Source organism: Mycobacterium bourgelatii (assembly GCF_010723575.1).
Taxonomy (GTDB): domain Bacteria; phylum Actinomycetota; class Actinomycetes; order Mycobacteriales; family Mycobacteriaceae; genus Mycobacterium; species Mycobacterium bourgelatii.
On record NZ_BLKZ01000001.1, the window covers coordinates 174852 to 191723 of the forward strand.

11 protein-coding genes, 1 tRNA gene and 1 pseudogene are annotated in these 16872 nt (G+C 66.7%); 7 read left to right on the forward strand and 6 right to left on the reverse strand.

Annotated features, from left to right (window positions below; genetic code table 11):
• Positions 1–63: 63 nt before the first annotated feature.
• The 3 genes and pseudogenes from G6N68_RS32290 to G6N68_RS00760 all read right to left on the reverse strand — a co-directional run bounded on the left by G6N68_RS32290 (position 64) and on the right by G6N68_RS00760 (position 5917).
• Positions 64–3254 (reverse strand): annotated as a pseudogene (locus G6N68_RS32290) (PE family protein).
• Positions 3255–3600: 346 nt separating this feature from the next.
• A complete protein-coding gene (locus tag G6N68_RS00755; RefSeq protein ID WP_163706708.1) occupies positions 3601–4290 on the reverse strand; it encodes an ANTAR domain-containing protein in 690 nt (229 codons plus the stop codon).
• A 283-nt stretch (positions 4291–4573) separates the two neighbouring features.
• Entirely contained in the window at positions 4574–5917 is a 1344-nt protein-coding gene (locus G6N68_RS00760; RefSeq protein ID WP_163706710.1) for a lipase family protein, read from the reverse strand.
• 131 nt (positions 5918–6048) lie between these two features.
• Between G6N68_RS00760 and G6N68_RS00765 the strand changes: the two genes are divergently transcribed.
• Positions 6049–6534, forward strand: a complete 486-nt coding sequence (locus G6N68_RS00765; protein WP_163706712.1) for a DUF456 domain-containing protein — start codon at positions 6049–6051, stop codon at positions 6532–6534.
• Between the two features lie 166 nt (positions 6535–6700).
• On the opposite strand, the gene G6N68_RS00770 is transcribed toward G6N68_RS00765, so the two are convergent.
• On the reverse strand, positions 6701–7630 hold the full coding sequence (locus G6N68_RS00770; RefSeq protein WP_163706714.1) for an alpha/beta hydrolase: 930 nt from the start codon (positions 7628–7630) through the stop codon (positions 6701–6703).
• A gap of 102 nt (positions 7631–7732) precedes the next feature.
• Between G6N68_RS00770 and G6N68_RS00775 the strand changes: the two genes are divergently transcribed.
• The gene (locus G6N68_RS00775; protein ID WP_163717969.1) at positions 7733–8293 is read left to right on the forward strand and encodes a TetR/AcrR family transcriptional regulator; all 561 of its coding nucleotides are present in this window, start codon (positions 7733–7735) and stop codon (positions 8291–8293) included.
• Between the two features lie 300 nt (positions 8294–8593).
• On the opposite strand, the gene G6N68_RS00780 is transcribed toward G6N68_RS00775, so the two are convergent.
• Positions 8594–8667, reverse strand: a tRNA-Gly gene (locus G6N68_RS00780).
• Positions 8668–8966: 299 nt separating this feature from the next.
• Between G6N68_RS00780 and G6N68_RS00785 the strand changes: the two genes are divergently transcribed.
• The 5 genes from G6N68_RS00785 (at position 8967) to G6N68_RS00805 (ending at position 15069) form a co-directional block, all read left to right on the forward strand.
• Complete coding sequence (locus tag G6N68_RS00785) at positions 8967–9635, forward strand: VldE C-terminal domain-containing protein (protein WP_240355320.1); 669 nt, start codon at positions 8967–8969, stop codon at positions 9633–9635.
• Between the two features lie 37 nt (positions 9636–9672).
• Positions 9673–10245 carry a dCTP deaminase gene (dcd, locus tag G6N68_RS00790; RefSeq protein WP_163706718.1) on the forward strand — a complete coding sequence of 191 codons (573 nt, stop codon included), beginning with the start codon at positions 9673–9675 and terminating at the stop codon, positions 10243–10245.
• A gap of 59 nt (positions 10246–10304) precedes the next feature.
• Entirely contained in the window at positions 10305–12035 is a 1731-nt protein-coding gene (locus tag G6N68_RS00795; RefSeq protein ID WP_163706720.1) for a DUF7159 family protein, read from the forward strand.
• 153 nt (positions 12036–12188) lie between these two features.
• On the forward strand, positions 12189–13661 hold the full coding sequence (locus tag G6N68_RS00800) for a DUF7159 family protein (RefSeq protein WP_443093968.1): 1473 nt from the start codon (positions 12189–12191) through the stop codon (positions 13659–13661).
• Positions 13662–13737: 76 nt separating this feature from the next.
• Positions 13738–15069, forward strand: a complete 1332-nt coding sequence (locus tag G6N68_RS00805) for a UDP-glucose dehydrogenase family protein (RefSeq protein ID WP_163706725.1) — start codon at positions 13738–13740, stop codon at positions 15067–15069.
• Here the strand turns inward: G6N68_RS00805 and G6N68_RS00810 are convergent.
• Positions 15059–16846, reverse strand: coding sequence for an N-acyl-D-amino-acid deacylase family protein (locus G6N68_RS00810; protein ID WP_163706727.1), 1788 nt, complete (start codon positions 16844–16846; stop codon positions 15059–15061). The genes G6N68_RS00805 and G6N68_RS00810 overlap by 11 nt on opposite strands.
• Between the last annotated feature and the right edge of the window lie 26 nt (positions 16847–16872).

Here is a 16872-nt window from a genome sequence, read left to right on the forward strand (position 1 = left end):
GACTCTGCGCCCAGGGCGGTGACTTCTCGACCTTTGTCGCCCTAGATGCAATGTCAACGCCGGTTACGGCAGTCCGTTCTTCCCGTTCTCGCCGAGCAGCGTGCCGCCGGTGCCACCGGTTCCCGCGGTTCCCGAGCTACTGCCAGTCCCGCCGTTGCCGCCGTTTCCACCGTTCTCGATCAGCACAGCATTCCCGCCGGTACCTCCGTTGCCACCCTTGCCGACTCCATCCGGACTGTTCTGTCCGCCAGCACCGCCGTTACCGCCGTCGCCGATCTGTCCTGCCTTGCCGCCGTTGCCGCCATTGCCCCCAGCGACGGCCCCAAACCCGCCGGCGCCGCCGTCGCCGCCATCGCCGGAGAACATGCCGGCGTTGCCGCCGACCCCGCCGAGACCCCCGGCGGCGCTGCCGGCGCCGCCAACCCCTCCGGCGCCGCCGGCGCCGGCGAACATGCCGGCGTTACCGCCGGCGCCGCCCTGACCCCCGTCGGGGCCGAACCCGCCAGTGCCGCCGATGCCCCCGGAGCCGAACAGCCCGCCGCCGCCGCCGACGCCGCCAGCGCCCCCCGTGATCCCTCCGCCACCGCCTGTGCCGCCGGCTCCTCCGCTAGTACCGAACAGCCCGGCGGCGCCGCCGGCGCCGCCGGCGCCCGCGGTGTTTCCGCGCCCACCAACCCCGCCGGCGCCCCCCGAACCGAACAGTCCGCCGGACCCGCCGGCGCCCCCGTTGCCGCCGACCACGCCGAGCCCGCCGGTACCGCCGGAACCACCGTCGCTGAACAACCCACCGGCCCCTCCGACGCCGCCGGCACCGGCTTTGGTCACGCCGAATCCGCCGTCCCCGCCAGTGCCGCCGGCGCTGAACAACCCGCCGGCTCCGCCGGCGCCGCCGTCGCCACCAACGGTCGAGCCCGGTCCGCCGATCCCGCCGTTTCCGGCGACGGCACCCAACAGCCCGGCCGCTCCGCCGACTCCACCGGCGCCCCCGACGGTGCCGAAACCGCCCGCGCCGCCGGCGCCGCCGTGGTTGCCGAACACCCCGGCGGCCCCGCCGGCCCCGGCGGCGCCACCGGCATTGGCTCCTCGGGAAAAACCGCCGTTACCACCGGCGCCGCCGTCGCCGAACAGCCCGCCGGCCCCACCGGCCCCACCGACGCCGGCCGCCAGCAACGACCCGCCACCGCCGGTCCCGCCTGTTCCACCGGCGCCGCCGGTGCCGAACAGCAAGCCAGCGGCCCCACCGGCCCCGCCTGCCCCGGCGGCCCCGGGGAGTGAGCCCGTCGATTCGCCGCCCGCCCCGCCGGCGCCGCCGCTACCGAACAGCCCGGCGGACCCGCCCGCGCCGCCGTTTTGCCCGTCACCGCCCACCGCACCCGATCCACCCGCCCCGCCGTTGCCGAGCAACCAGCCGCCGGGCGTGCCGTTTTGGCCGGTCCCTGGGGCCCCGTTCGCGCCGTTGCCGATCAGCGGGCGCCCGGTCAGGGCCTGGGAAGGACCGTTCAGCGCGTCGAACACCGGTTGCAGGGGTCCACCGGATCCGGCAGTGCCGGCGCCGCCGTTGCCAAAGGCGATCCCCGGGTTTCCGGCGTTACCGCCGACGCCGAACAGCGCGGCATTGCCACCGTTACCGCCAGTGCCGCCGAAGCCGATGCCGATGTCCGGAACGCCCTGACCGCCAGCACCCCCGTTACCGCCACTGCCGATCAGCCCGGCTTTGCCGCCGGTGCCGCCGGCGCCCCCGATGACGCCGAACCCACCTACGCCGCCAGCGCCGCCATCGCCGAAGAGCATGCCTGCGTTGCCGCCGGCGCCGCCGGTGCCTCCGACGGAGTTGCCGGTGCTGCCGGCGCCCCCGGCGCCGCCAGTACCGAAAAGCATTCCGCCGTTACCGCCAGCGCCGCCTTTGCCTCCGCCGGAGCCGAACGCGCCGGTGCCGCCGCTTCCTCCGGAACCGAAGAGCCCGCCGGTACCGCCGGCGCCCCCTGCACCCCCGAGCGTCACGCCACTGCCTCCGTCGCCGCCTGCGCCCCCGCTGGCCCCAAAGAGTCCGGCTGCCCCGCCGGCCCCGCCGCCGCCGCCCGCGGCGCTGCCGCGCCCGCCGTCTCCGCCGGTGCCCCCGGAGCCGAACAGTCCGCCGGCACCGCCGGCTCCGCCGAAGCCACCGCTGGCAGTGCTGCCCGACCCGCCGCTGCCGCCGGAACCACCGGCGCTGAACAATCCACCGGCGCCGCCGGTACCGCCGGCCCCGCCGGCCCCGGTTATCCCCGCTCCGCCATCACCACCGGTGCCGCCGGAGCTGAACAGCCCGCCGGCCCCGCCAGCGCCGCCGACGCCTCCCGTGGTGCTGGCGGTCCCGCCCACACCGCCATCTCCTGCGGTGCCAACCAGCCCGGCCGCACCGCCGATCCCGCCGCCACCCCCGGTGGTGCCGAATCCGCCGGCGCCGCCGGCGCCACCGTGGTCACCGAACAACCCGGCGGCGCCACCAGCCCCGCCCACCCCGCCGATACCAGCCGCACCATTTCGAGAAAGTCCGCCGGTTCCGCCGGCCCGCCATTGCCGAACAGCCCACCGGCCCCGCCCGTCCCACCGGCACCGGCCGCGACGGTGGATGCGGCGCCTGCGGTCCCGCCGGTTCCGCCGGCGCCGCCGGTACCGAACAACAGGCCGCCGGCGCCGCCGGCCCCGCCGACACCGCCGGCTCCGGCGAGCGCGCCCGTCGATTCTCCGCCCGCTCCACCCGCTCCACCGTTACCAAACAAGCCGGCAGCCCCGCCTGCGCCGCCGTTTTGCCCGGTGGCGCCCGAGGCGCCGGATCCACCCGCCCCGCCATTGCCGAACAACCATCCGCCGGGCGCGCCGTTTTGCCCGGTCCCGGGGGCGCCGTTGGCGCCGTTGCCGGTCAACGGGCGCCCGGTCAGCGCCTGGACCGGCGCATTGATCGCATCGAGCAGACTCTGCAAGGGCGTAGCGGCCGCGGCCTCCGCGACCGCATAGGATCCGGCGGTCGCGGTCAGTGCGTGCACAAATTCGTTATGAAAGGCTGTCGCCTGCGCGCTGAGGGCTTGGTATCCGCGGCCGTGAGCGGAAAACAACGTCGCAATTGCGGCCGAGACCTCATCGCCAGCCGCGGCCAGGACCTGCGTGGTCTGAGCGGCCGCGGTCGAGTTAGCCGTGCTGAGCGTCGAGCCGAGGCTCGCCAAATCGGTTGCTGCGGTCCCGAGCACATCCGGCAGCACGATGACGAACGACATCTGGTCACCTCCCCTTACCGCGGCGGAATCGACCAGGATGAGGAACACCCTATCCCTGTTGGGTGTGCGTTATAGGGGTTTCCGACGCCTTTGCCGGTTGGTTTGCCATGGCGTGGCGTTAGTCCGACTGGCGCGATAAATCGGGCATTCGTGCGCGTCAGTCTTCGTGTGCTTGTTCCTTGGTTCGCGCGTGGTGCACCAACCCACCGCGGTCAGCCGATTGCTCGATCGAGCTCGGTCTACAACCGCGACCGAGAGGGCAGATCTACGGCGTTAAGGGTCGTTGCCCTTGGTCACCGTGTGACACGAGCCCGGCGTGATGAGGATTTCGCCGGTTGGCACCCCGCTATCTTGACGGGCGCTCTGCGAACACAAGTTTGCGAGCGACCTCATATACGGGTGTGTTCGATTCCTGCGACAGCTTGGTAAGCAAGATGAAAGCCTCCGCCGAAGAGACGTCATAGCTTTCCATGATGATGCCCTTGGCCTGGCCGATGATGTCACGCGAAGCCAATGCACTCCGGAGTTCGTCACTGCTGCGCGCGCTGGCGAGTCCTACCGCTGCTTGCGCGGCCAGCGCCAGGGCGAGTTCCTCCACTTCAGGCGTGAAGTTGGCGGCTTGCTCGGAGTACAAGTTGAGCTTCCCCAACTCGTGTTCGTCGGTGTAAAGCTGAATTGACAGACTCGAGCGCACGGGTGTCTGTTCAACAATGTCTGCGACAAAGCCTGGCCAACGCGTCTCCTTCTCATAGTCGTCGACGCGGATCGTGTACTGGTTCCAGAGCGATTCCAGGATCGGCCCTTGCTGATGCTCGTCCTGCAACCTGTCGATGGTTCTCGGGATCTTTCCCGTGGCAGCAACCGTCTCGAGGGTTCGGCGGCGGCGGTTGACGACGAGCGTCACGCCGGCATGGGCCACTCCCGGCAGGACCTCCGTGGCCATCTCGGTTGCGACACGCAACAAGCGATCTGAATCCAGATCACTGGCCTGCAGAGTCTGTAAGCTGCGCGCCAGCCGCCCCAAATGGGCGTACATTTCCCCGCTCATTACCCGCTTCCGAGCCCTTGTGCCGACTAGACCGATCGCTCACGCCCGCGGACCGAACATGCAGTATATCGACCGCGAATCGGGGTACGATCCGGTTAGCGATGGAGAAGGGCGTAGTTGTCTCTGGTTTCTCCGCGTGAGGTGGTCAGCGGTGAACAACTTCTGTGTTAAAAAGTCAGCATGGGGCCGCTGATCCCCGTTCGAATCTTCAGGCGAATTACGCCTCGTCCGCTCGTCGAGCGCGCCGCCGACTTCGCCGACTGAGTGAGAGCTACCGGGCATCCGTCGTCGACAGCGGTTGGCGTCCCACGGAGCGCCCGAGGACGACCTTGGCAGTGATGACGCCCAACCTCACCATGCCGAAGTACGTCGACGGGTTGAACAACGTCGGCCACACTGTGCGAGTTTTGTGTTCGTTGACCGGCCGGTCGGTGAACCGATCGCGAAGCCACCTCAGCGCCATAGGCGCCGAGAGTGGATGCAATAGCAAGTGACCACAGAACCGGTCGCGGTGATAGGTGACCGCCGCACCCATCCGTTTGTACTCGGCCACCAGTGCATCGACATCGTCGACGCTGATGATTCCGTCGTGCACGGCCTGGATGACCAGCACAGGAGGCTTGGGCTGGGATTTGCCGAGTTTGGTCTCGTGAAAGATGTGGCGCACTTCCGGCAGGTCCCACAGCTCGTCGGCGGTCATGTCGACGTAGGACCCGATGTCGACGTTGCGGAACTGCCAGACTGCCTGGGCCGTCGTCATCGTCTGCAACTCGTCGAGCACCGCCTTCCCCTCGTCGGTCGCGTGCTCGTCAACGACCTTCTGCGCGCCGGGGAAGACGTGCGTGAGTGCGGAGATCATCAGCGCGGCGAGTCCGGCGAAGAAGCTGCCGTTGAGGCGGCGCGCCACACTGCCTGGGTCGCCGACGGGCGAGCCCAGCACGGCGCCAACGATATTGAGCTCCGGTGCGTATCGTTCACACAGTTCTGCCGCCCACGCCGACGCCAAGCCTCCCCCCGAATATCCCCACAGCCCCACCGGTGCAGATGGCGACAAATGTAAGCGCTCACATTGCATCGCGGCCCGCAGCCCATCCAGGATCCGGTAGCCAGGCTCGACGGGAGCCCCCCACATGCCATGGCAGCCTTCATGATCCGGTACGCAAACTGCCCAGCCTTCGGCCAGCGCGGCCGTCACCAACAAGTACTCGGCTTGGACGAACGCACCGATCGGTCGCGCGCCGCGCCGCATGGCGAACGAGGGGAAGCAGCGCGAAGCGACGGCGTCGATCGCGCATTGATACGAGAGGACCGGATAAGCGGCGTCTGGCTCGCGCTGCACCGGGACGAGCACGGTAGTCACCGCGACTTCCGGTTCTTCGTGCAGATTCGTGGTGCGGTAGAGCAACTGAACGGCTCTAACTTGTTGGCGGATAAGACCGAGAAATCCGATCTCCACATCGCGCGACCGCAACACAGTGCCCGGTTCCGCGTCCTCGTAGCCCTGTGGCGCCCAGTAGAAGGGGTCGTCGTCGGGCGAGAGCGGACGTTCGCCGCGACGCAGCTCGTCGTGCGGGACGCTTGTGCGTCTCGCTGGCACGGCGGAATAGCTATTCATCGGTGTGGTGACCTCCTTGGCGTGTTGCTGACGTGCGCACACGCCGCCTAGGTATCCATTACCCGCGGTACCGGCTGTCAACCCTCGCTAGGCGAAGCCCTTGCAGCTGCCACCAGAGATACGTTGAGAACATGAGTGCTGCCGGCATCGTCCTCGTAGCACTCGCGATCGCCGTCGGAATCATCGGCATCGTGGTGCCGCTATTGCCGGGCACGCTGCTGGTCTTGGGAGCGATCGTGGTGTGGGCCGTCGTCGAGAACAACATCACGGCGTGGGTGACGCTCGGTGTGGTGGCCGCGCTGCTCGGCGTGGCGACAGTGATCAAATACACCTGGCCGGTGAAGCGGATGCGGGCCGCCGACGTGCGCACGCTGAGTCTGGCAACGGGCGCAATAGTGGGCATCGTTGGGTTCTTCGTAATCCCGGTGATCGGCCTCGTGATCGGCTTCGTGCTGGGTGTCTACGTGGCGGAACTGGCCGCTCGCGGAGACCAGCGAGTGGCATGGACGTCGACGAAGCACGCCGTGAAAGGTGTCGCGTTATCGATGGGTGTCGAGTTGGCTGCCGCGCTGCTCGCCACCGCCGCGTGGGTGTTCGGGGTGTACCTAACCCAATAGGCGCTTGGTGAGAGCGTTGAACCCCGAATGGTTTCCAACGCTTCCCCCGTGATCAGGGCAGCACGTCGTCGTGTTCACGGGTCGGTGTTCCTCACTGGGTAGACGTCGGCCATCACTGCCGGGCGGATCGGATGCGCTGCGGGATGCAAGGCCGCTGGCGTTGGAGTTAAGCCACTGGGACGTGGCGATTCAAAAAGTCGATCTGGTCAGTGACGATCCCGTCGAAGTGCGGGTCCAGGTACGGCTCGAAGTGCGAGCAGTCGTAGGAGCGGACTTCACCGTGGGGGATGCGTGCCACGATCTTCTGAGCTTTCGCGTAGGGCGTCACGTCATCACGTACTGCTAGCTGCACCAGGGTCGGTGCGGTGATATCTGTGGCCTTGCGTCCGGGTGAATAGAGCGGCACGCGCAGGGCGATGCGGGCGGCGACGTCGTTTTCGGCCAGAAGTTGCTCGCGCTTGTGCTCGGCCGCTTCGCCCCCGGCCATCTCCTCGACGAGTTCATAGGCGCCGGGTGAGGTCATCATGGCGACCTCGCCAGGCCTGCCGACGGACTTCACCCGGTACGGTTCCCGCCCGAGCCATGCGCCGACCTGATCGCGCAATGCTGCGGCGATGAGGCGTGCGACCAATTTGGGGGATTGAGAGAACGCGGATGCGGGTCCGGTGACATGGGGCACCTGGACGATAGCGGCTGCGAGATCGTAGTCGCGGGCGGCCAAGTTCAGGACGTGGCCACCGCCGAAGGAGGAACCCCATGCCACCACCCGGGTGGTGTCGACGTTGTCCAGGCTGCGGGCGTAGGCGATGGCGGCCCGCCAGTCAGCGTGCTGTTTGGCGATGTCAAGGATGCGGCGGGGTTGTCCTTCGCTGGCACCCCAGTGCCGGTAGTCGAACACCAGGGCGGCGTAGCCTGCCTGGGCGAATCGTGTGGCGTAGGCGTCCAGGCGCAGTTCGCGGAAGGCGGCAAACCCGTGGGCCAGGACGACGATAGGCGGACTCTCAACGCCATCTGGCCGGTAGAGCCACGCCGCGCAGGATGTGCCCTCGGAAGTGAACGTGACGTCGTGTCGGACATAGGTAAGTGGTTGGTTCATAGGCTTGGTCTCCCCCGAGTATCTTGAATGCTATTCAACAAAGGTAACAAAGTTCTTGAATGCTGTTCAATACAGTGTGATCTAGTCGATGCAGAGGGAACGATGGCACGGAACAAACGCCCGCAGGCGGCCGACGAGAAACGTGCGGAAATCGTTGCTGCAGCACGACGGCTATTCATCGACGCCGGCTACGACGCCACCCCGATGAGTCGCCTTGCGAAGGAGGCCGGGGTGGCGCCCAACACCATCTACTGGTACTTCGGGGATAAGGACGACGTTCTAGTCGCCGTGCTCGAGAGCGTCATGGCCGACGTCTGGCCACAATATGAACAAGTTGCGACCGAACCGATTTCTGCCCGACTGCCGTGGGTGGTTCGCCAGCTGCGCCAGATGAGCCGCCTAGTGACGACGGTGCACGCCCGCGTCGAACATTCGGCCGCCATAGCCGAGTGGCATCACAACTTCCATCTGATCACCGGCGCCCTGGCCCGTCACGAATTAGAGACTGCCGGAGTCTCGACTTCGACCGTGGAAGCCGAAGTGATGATTGGCATCTTCACCATCGAAGGGCTCCTCATGCACGACCTGAATGAGATCGAGCAACGCACCATTTGCGACACCCTGGCTGCACGCTGGACCATGACCCAGGCGCACCCCTCGTGATAGAAGCTGACGCGCGGTGTGTTGTCTAGGCTGCCCGTCTCTCCACCAGTGCACTGGTGGCGACAAGCTTCGACGTCTGGGCTCGCCAGCCAACCAAGCGTCGATGTTGTTGCCACGGCCACGACGGTGATGGAGGCGTGTCCCCGTACATCCCGTACGTCGGGCCTACCGAACGTCGGGGCTAAAACATTCATAAAAAGACGGCGGCCCGCACCCGGCTACTTCCCCCACTGAGTCCGGGGCCATTACGGGACCACTGGCCTCACCGAGGCAGGAGCTGGGTTCATTTCGCCTGCTTCGTGGAGCCGATGACGGGAATCGAACCCGCGTTCTCAGCTTGGGAAGCTGATGTTCTGCCATTGAACTACATCGGCGCTTTCGCCCCGAAAGGCTAGCACCTAGGGGCGTGTGACGGTGGCGAGTCCCGGCGCTTGATGCCGCCGACGTGTCGCGCGTCGGGCACCGCCGAGCTGAATGACGTTCTTGTAATTCGGTGGTACTCGTCACTCTAGGGATGTTTTCTGATGAAACTCATAACAACCGTATAAACCCGTTAGATGTCATAGACACAATGAATCTCGGCCATCCGCGCAGGTAGTGACGGTGCCCTCGCTGACAAAGTTTTCTGACGCGGGGGATGTTTATTGATTCGTTATATCGTATGGTGCTTCCCGTGGGCAGGCATTCATTAGCCCGGAAGCGGCGTAAATGGTCAGTAGTGCTGGCTACGGTGGTCGCCCCGACCGCCGTGTACTTCGCCGTCGCGGGTGACTCGTATCCAGTCTCGGCCGGCGACCTCGCCAAACCAGTGATTGCCGAGGGGCCGCAGTGCTGCGTGGAGATCGTGACGCCTACGCCGAGGGCATTGGCGTTCGATATACCCGGCGACCCCAATGCGTCGACCGCGGGTTTCCCCGGAGACCAATTTGCTGCAGCGTCCAGGTACCGGATTAAGAGTCGATTCTTGTCGGCTGGCGTCGCGCCAGAGCAGGGCCTTCAGGTCCGGACGATCCTGGTGGCGCGCAGTATCAGCGCGTCCTTCCCCGAGATTCACCAGATCGGCGGCGTGCGACCGGACGCGCTGCGCTGGCATCCCAACGGTCTGGCCCTAGACGTGATGATCCCCAACCCCACCAGCGCGGCGGGCATAGCGCTCGGGAATGAGATCGTCGCGTACGTGATGGAGAACGCGGACCGGTTCGGCATCCAAGATGCCATCTGGCGGGGCACGTATTACACGCCCGGAGGCGCCCGTTCTTCGGGATACGGCCACTACGACCACGTCCACGTCACCACCACCGGTGGCGGATATCCCACCGGCCACGAAATCTATCTCCGCTGAGCCTTCCTAGCGCTCAGGCGACAGATACGCTCGTCGGGTGCTGCTCTCCGATCGCGACCTCAGGGCCGAAGTCTCCGCCGGACGGTTAGGTATCGATCCGTTCGACGACAGCCTGGTCCAACCGTCCAGCATTGACGTCCGACTCGACTGCATGTTCCGGGTGTTTAACAACACCCGCTATACGCACATCGACCCGGCGCAACAGCAGGACGAGCTGACGACCCTGGTGCAACCCGTCGACGGGGAACCATTCGTGCTGCATCCGGGCGAGTTCGTACTGGGCTCGACCTTGGAGTTGGTGACGCTCGCCGACGACCTCGCGGGGCGCCTGGAGGGCAAGTCGTCGCTGGGTCGGCTGGGACTGCTGACGCACTCGACCGCCGGCTTCATCGATCCGGGCTTCTCCGGCCACATCACTTTGGAGCTGTCCAACGTCGCCAACCTGCCGATAACGCTGTGGCCGGGCATGAAGATCGGCCAATTGTGCATCCTGCGCTTGACCAGCCCGTCGGAACGTCCCTACGGCAGTTCGGGCGTCGGCTCCAAATACCAGGGACAGCGAGGGCCCACTCCCTCCCGCTCGTACCAAAATTTCATACGAACTACCTAGCTCAGCCACAGCTTTCGGGACGATCATTGAGATCGTCTAACGAAAGTTGAGGGGGTTTCTTGGACGTCGTACTCGGAGTATCGATGGCGCCGGCGGCGATCCGGATGGCATTGATCGAGGGCGAAGACGCCGACGGCCCAATCATTGAAGAGGACGGTTTTCGCTTCGGCCAAGATTCGGCCGCCGTCGATCCAACCGAACGAGTGATCGCCGCGATCCTGGGCACCCGCGAAGGTGCGCAGGAGGCCGGTTTGCGCCTGTCTTCCGTCGGTGTGACATGGACAGACGAGATTCAGGCGGCTGCCCTACGCGATGCGCTGAGTACCCACAAGATCGAAAACGTCATGCTGGTCTCGGGCTTTCTGGCCGCGGCCGCGCTGGGGCAGGCCGTCGGCGCCGCCATGGGCTACCAACGGACTGCGGTCTTGTTCGTCGAGCCCGACACCGCGACCTTGGCGGTCGTGCAAAGCGACGATGGTTCGGCGTGGAACGTGCGTAAGCAGCTGTTGTCCGAGGACGACAACGCCGCCATGGCCGAGGTGGTCGGCATGGTCGCTGCGACCGAGGCGATGGACACCCGCCCCAACGGCGTGTACGTGGTCGGCACGGGAGTCGACGTCGGCCTGATCAAATCGGTGCTCGACGAGGCGACGACCCTGCCGGTGAACGTGCCCGAGGAGCAGGAGATGGCGCTGGCTCGGGGAGCCGCGCTCGCTTCGGGCAATGCGCCGCTCTTTGCATCCACCACCACCGCCCTGGCGTATGCCCAAGATCCTGATCCCGGAGTGGACCTTCTCGCCGAGGACGGCGGTCTGGCTTACAGCGCCGTGGGGGACGACCCGGTCGACGCTGACGAGGCCCCCGGCGAAGTCAAGGGTAAGCACAGGTCAGGGCTTTTGATCGGGAGCGCACTGGCGTTGATCGCCATCGTCGCGGTCGTCGCGCTCCAGATCGCGCTGGCGATTGATATCCGCCCGACGGTGGCGCTGGAGCCGCGCCCGAACGAGAACCGGCTGATTGAGCCCAGCCCGCCAGCTGCGGCACCACCTGTGGCCGCCCCGCAACCGAAGCTCGACGTGCCGGTTCCGCAGGCCGCGCCCCAGGGTGGTGGCCCGCAACTACCGGCTCCGCCTCCTGCGGCGTCGGTTCCGCAGGCTCCCGCCGCGCCGGTGCTGCCTGCGGTGCCCGCGGCGCCGCAATTGCCGGCGCCGGCTCCCGCGGCACCCGAACCAGCGGCCGTCCCGCCGATCGTGCCGGTGCCGATAATTGTCCCGCCGGTCCAGATTCCGAACCCCAACGCGATCATCCGCCCGCCTGCCGTCCAGGCTCCGGCTCCGCGGCAGGAACCGCAGCTGCCCGTGTCACCGCCAAAGATTCGCCCGGTGCCGCAGGCGCCGGTCCCGAAGCCACCGAACTCAGGACCCAGGCCCGGCGGTCCCGGCAATGACGGCATACCGGGAATCGGCATACCGGGCCTGAACCCGGGTGACGGACCGGGCCGTGGCCCCGGCGGCATCCCGGGCATTCCGGGCCTCAGTCCAGGCAACGGGCCGGGTCGGGGTCCGGGTGGCGTCCCGGGGCTCAGCCCTGGCCGCAGTTCCGGTGGTGGTCCCGGCGGCATCCCGGGCCTCAGTCCCGGCGGCGGCGGAAAAGGCCCGTTCGGCGGTGGCGGCATTCCCGGCCTAAGTCCTGGTGGTGGCGGTGGAAAGGGCCCCTTTAGTGGGGGTAAGGGCGGGGGTAAAGGCCCGTTTGGCGGCGGCGGGTTCCCCGGGTTCCCCGGACGCAGGTAGTGGCCGGACTCACTTATGAATTTCCACTGACCTGGCAAATTGCGTTGGCACGCTAATTAAAGGCGCCGGTAGGGTTGGAAGTGTCGAGGTTGGGGGACCCGTAAGTCGCGCTTTCACGTATCTGCGCCGACACAAACGACTATTGGGGGAGCTTTGGACACCGTACTTGGTGTCTCGATGGCGCCAACCGCAGTCCGGATGGTGCTGGTCGAGGGAGAAAACGGCGATGGTGCGTTGGTCGACGAGGACAAGTTCGACGTCGCCGTCGACGAGGACACAGCAACGACAAATGCAACCGAGCAGGTCATTTCGGCGATCCTCGGGACGAGGGAGGGCGCCGCTGAGGGCGGCTATGAACTGACCTCGACCGGGGTGACCTGGAGAGACCCGGCGCAGGCGGCAGAACTACGCGACGCGTTGGCTCATCGCAAGGTCGAGAACGTGATGCTGGTCTCGGCATTCTTGGCCGCAGCGGCGCTGGCCCAGGCCGTCGGCAACGAAACCGACTACGCCGAGACGGCACTGCTGTTCATCGAGCCCGACACGGCGACATTGGCCGTCGTAAACAGCTATGACGGGTCGATCGCAGACGTTCATCGCCAGCCGTTGCCGGACGACGACGACGCGGCGGTTGCACAACTCACCGAGTTGGCGGCTGCCGCCAAGGGGTTGCCGAAGCGACCGGACGCTTTGTTCGTAGTAGGTAGTGGTGTCGACCTACCGCTGATTAAGCCCGCCCTCGAGGCGGCCAGCACGCTGCCCGTGACGGCCCCGGAGGAGCCTGAAACGGCGTTGGCTCGCGGGGCGGCGCTGGCAGCGGCGAGCACCCCGTTGCTGGTGTCGTCGACCGCGGCGCAAGCGTATGCGCAGGTGCACGGCACGGGCTCGATGAACCCGTACGCACTCGACCCGGCCTACTTCGACGACGTTTCCCACCAGCTGGACACGGGCAATGCCATGCTGGCCTACAGCGCCGTGCCCGACGAGAGCCACACCGGAACGCAGGCCGCCTACGTGGAGCAGGACGAGCGCAAGCCGTTCGCGTTCTTCGGCAGCGTGATGGCCGGCATTTTCATCGTCGGTGTCGCGGCACTGGTGGTGTCGCTGGCCGTCAGCATTCGTTCGACGTCAACCGCACGGCCCGATCCGGGACAGAACGTCGTGGTACCTGCAACACCGCAGGCCCCCGCCCCGACTCCGCAGGCGCCGGCGCCGGCGCCCACGCCCGAGCAGGTGCCAGTGCCTCAGGGTCCTGCCAACGTGCCGGAGGGCCCGGTCAACGTGCCGCAGGCGCCGCCCGTGACCGTGCCGCAAGCGCCGGCGCCGCAGGCCCCGGTGCAAGTGCCTCAGGCACCGGCTCCGGTTCCCGCACCGGCGCCGGCCGCGCCGATTCCGGTGCCCGTGCCCGTGCCGATCCCAGACATCTTCAATCCGCCGGGCCCAGGCCTGCCAGGTGGTGGCGGTCGAGGTGGTGGCGGTCCGGGCAAGGGGCCGGGCGGCGGCAAAGGCCCAGACTTCAAGCTCCCTGGCGGCGGGGGCAAAGGCCCCGGCGGCAAGGGGCCAGGTGGTGGCGGTCGTGGCGGCGGCCGCGGCGGATTCAACATCCCCGGTATCCCCGGCATCTAATTTCGCCGGTTAGCCGTCATCTGCCGTTCAGCGTCGCGATGCGGTTCGCTCATCGCGGCCGCATACACACGGTGTCATGCGATGCACCGTCTTCGGCACGGGCTACCTGGGAGCGACGCACGCCGTCGGGATGGCAGAACTGGGACACGAGGTCGTCGGCGTTGACATCGACCCAGGAAAAGTAGCCAAGCTCTCCGGAGGAGACATCCCGTTTTACGAGCCTGGTTTGCGGAAGTTGTTGAGCAGCAACCTCGCTGCCGGACGACTGCGCTTCACCACCGACTATGACCTGGCGGCCGAGTTCGCCGATGTGCACTTTCTGGGCGTTGGCACACCGCAGAAGAAGGGTGAGTACGGGGCCGATCTGCGCCACGTGCATGCCGTCATCGACGCGTTGGTTCCGCGTCTTACCAGGGCATCGGTGCTGATCGGAAAGTCGACCGTGCCGGTCGGCACCGCGGCTGAGCTGGGCCGGCGGGCCGCCGCGTTGGCACCGCGCGGGGTCGACGTCGAGATCGCCTGGAACCCCGAGTTTCTGCGCGAAGGATTCGCTGTGCATGACACCTTGCATCCGGATCGCATTGTGCTTGGCGTACAAGACGATTCGACCCGCGCCGAAGCGGTCGTCAAGGAACTGTATGGGCCGCTGCTGGATTCGGGAGTGCCTTTCCTGGTCACGGATCTGCAGACGGCGGAGTTGGTCAAGGTTTCCGCCAACGCCTTTCTGGCCACCAAGATCTCGTTCATCAATGCCGTCGCGGAGGTGTGCGAAGCCGCGGGAGCGGACGTCAGTCTGCTGGCCGACGCGCTCGGGTACGACCCCCGCATCGGACGCCAATGCCTCAATGCGGGTTTGGGTTTCGGAGGTGGTTGCCTACCGAAGGATATTCGTGCCTTCATGGCGCGCGCCGGAGAGTTGGGGGCGGACCAAGCACTGACGTTCCTGCGTGAAGTCGACAGCATCAACATGCGTCGGCGCACCCGCATGGTCGAACTGGCCACCGCCGCATGCGGCGGTTCGTTGTTGGGAGCCAACATCGCCGTGCTGGGCGCGGCTTTTAAACCCGAGTCCGACGACGTGCGTGACTCGCCGGCGCTCAACGTCGCGGGTCAGTTGCAACTCAACGGTGCCGCGGTCAACGTCTACGACCCCAAGGCGTTGGACAATGCCAACCGGTTGTTTCCGACGCTGAACTATGCGGTTTCGGTCGCGGAAGCCTGCGAGCGCGCCGACGCTGTGCTGGTGCTCACCGAGTGGCGGGAGTTCGTCGAACTCGACCCACGGGACCTGTCCGACCGGGTGCGGTCAAAGGTCGTGGTCGACGGCCGCAACTGCCTGGATGTATGTCGCTGGGAGCAGGCGGGTTGGCGGGTGTTCCGGCTGGGTGCTCGGCGGCCTAAGCGCTGACGGGCTTGGAAACGGGGCGGGGCACGTTTCGGGGGCGACCGTCGGCGCGCAGGAAGCCGCCGGTGCGCTCACGCCCGAGGATTTCGGTGGGCTGCCCGTCGCGGAATACCTGCCGCCCGGAGACGAAAACGGCGTTGACCGTCTGGTCATTGCGGTTCACCATGCGCGACAGTCCGCCGTAGGCCGCAACATCGGCTTCGTGGTAGGCGTCCAGCGACTCGTCGAGGCGCTGGGGGTCGACTACCGCAAGGTCGGCCCAGTCGCCCACCCTCAGGTGGCCGGCGTCCAGGCCGTACCAGTCCGCCAACTCTCCGGTGAGTCGGTGCACCGCGCGCTCGACCGACATGAACGGCTGGCCGGACTTCTCGGCGTCCCGGACATGGCGCAGCAGGCGCAGACCGCAGTTGTAGAACGCCATGTTCCGCAGATGTGCACCCGCGTCCGAGAAGCCCATCTGCAGGCCGTTGTCGCGGGCGAGGCGGCGCAGCATGTGCGGCCGATCGTTGGAAATCGTGGTACGCCAACGGATCTTCGTGCCGTGCTCGAGCACCAGGTCGAGAAAGGCGTCCACCGGGTGTAACCCGCCGCGTTCCACGCCCACCTGGCCGAAGGACTTGCCCACCACTGACGTATCGGGGCAGGAAACGATTTCGGCGTCAAAGAAGTCGCGATGCCAGGCGCGCGGACCGAATTTGTTGTCGTAGTCCTTGCGGAAGCGTCTCCGGTATTCCTCGTCGCGCAGCAGCTCGTTGCGTTCGAGTTCGTCTTTGAGGTGCAGCGCCGCCGCGCCCGCTCCGAACTCTTCGAACACCACCAGGTCGATCCCGTCGGCGTAGACCTCAAAGGGCACCGGCAAGTGCTGGAACCGGAAGTCGCCGCCCAACCGATTCACGATCGCCGACAACGCGATGACCAACCACACCGCACCCCGCGACGACTTCATGTCCGCGGCCGCCAGCAGGCTGGTCTTGAGGAGCGGTCGCCGGATACCCAGTGACTGGAACGCCTGCGACACGATGTTCTGCGGGTGGCTGATGTCCGGGCCGGATTGCAGGGCGCGTCCAGTCCGGCGCAGCAGGGCCTTGAGTCGACGCAACTCGCCGCGTTTGGCGTATGTCGACGGCAGCGTGCGGGACCGGCAGGTCTCACCATCGATCTTGTCGAAAAGCAGTTGCTGCGAGGACATTCCGAGGAACCCGGCGTCGATTGCCTCGGACAGCATCTCCTCCATCCGGGCCTGCTCGGAACCGGTGGGGCGCACGTCTTCGCGCGTGGCACGGTCCAGGCCCATCACCGCGGTACGCATGTCGGAGTGACCGATGAACGCGGTCACATTCGGACCCAAGGGCAATGATTCGAGCGCGTCGATGTACTCCTGCGCGTTGTTCCACGTCTTGCGCTCTCCGACGATGCGGACCACGTGTTCGTGCGGAATCGCCTCCACCCGCCCGAACAGGTCCGCGGCCTCACCGGCGTCGACGTGCACGGTGGACAGCGAGCAGGAGCCCATCACGATGGTGGTGACGCCGTGCCGTAGCGATTCGGACAACTCCGGTGCCGCCAGTACCTCGGCGTCATAGTGGGTGTGGATGTCGATGATGCCGGGAATCACCCATTTGCCTTCGGCATCAATGACATTGGGGCAGCCGTCGGTATCCAGTGGTTGCGGGGAAATGGCTTCAACCCGGCCATCACGGATACCGATGTTGCGGATCGCTGACGGGCCACCGGAGCCGTCGAACCAACGGCCGTTGCTGATCACTGTGTCGAACGCCATTGTCGTCACCTCACCCTAAGTACTTA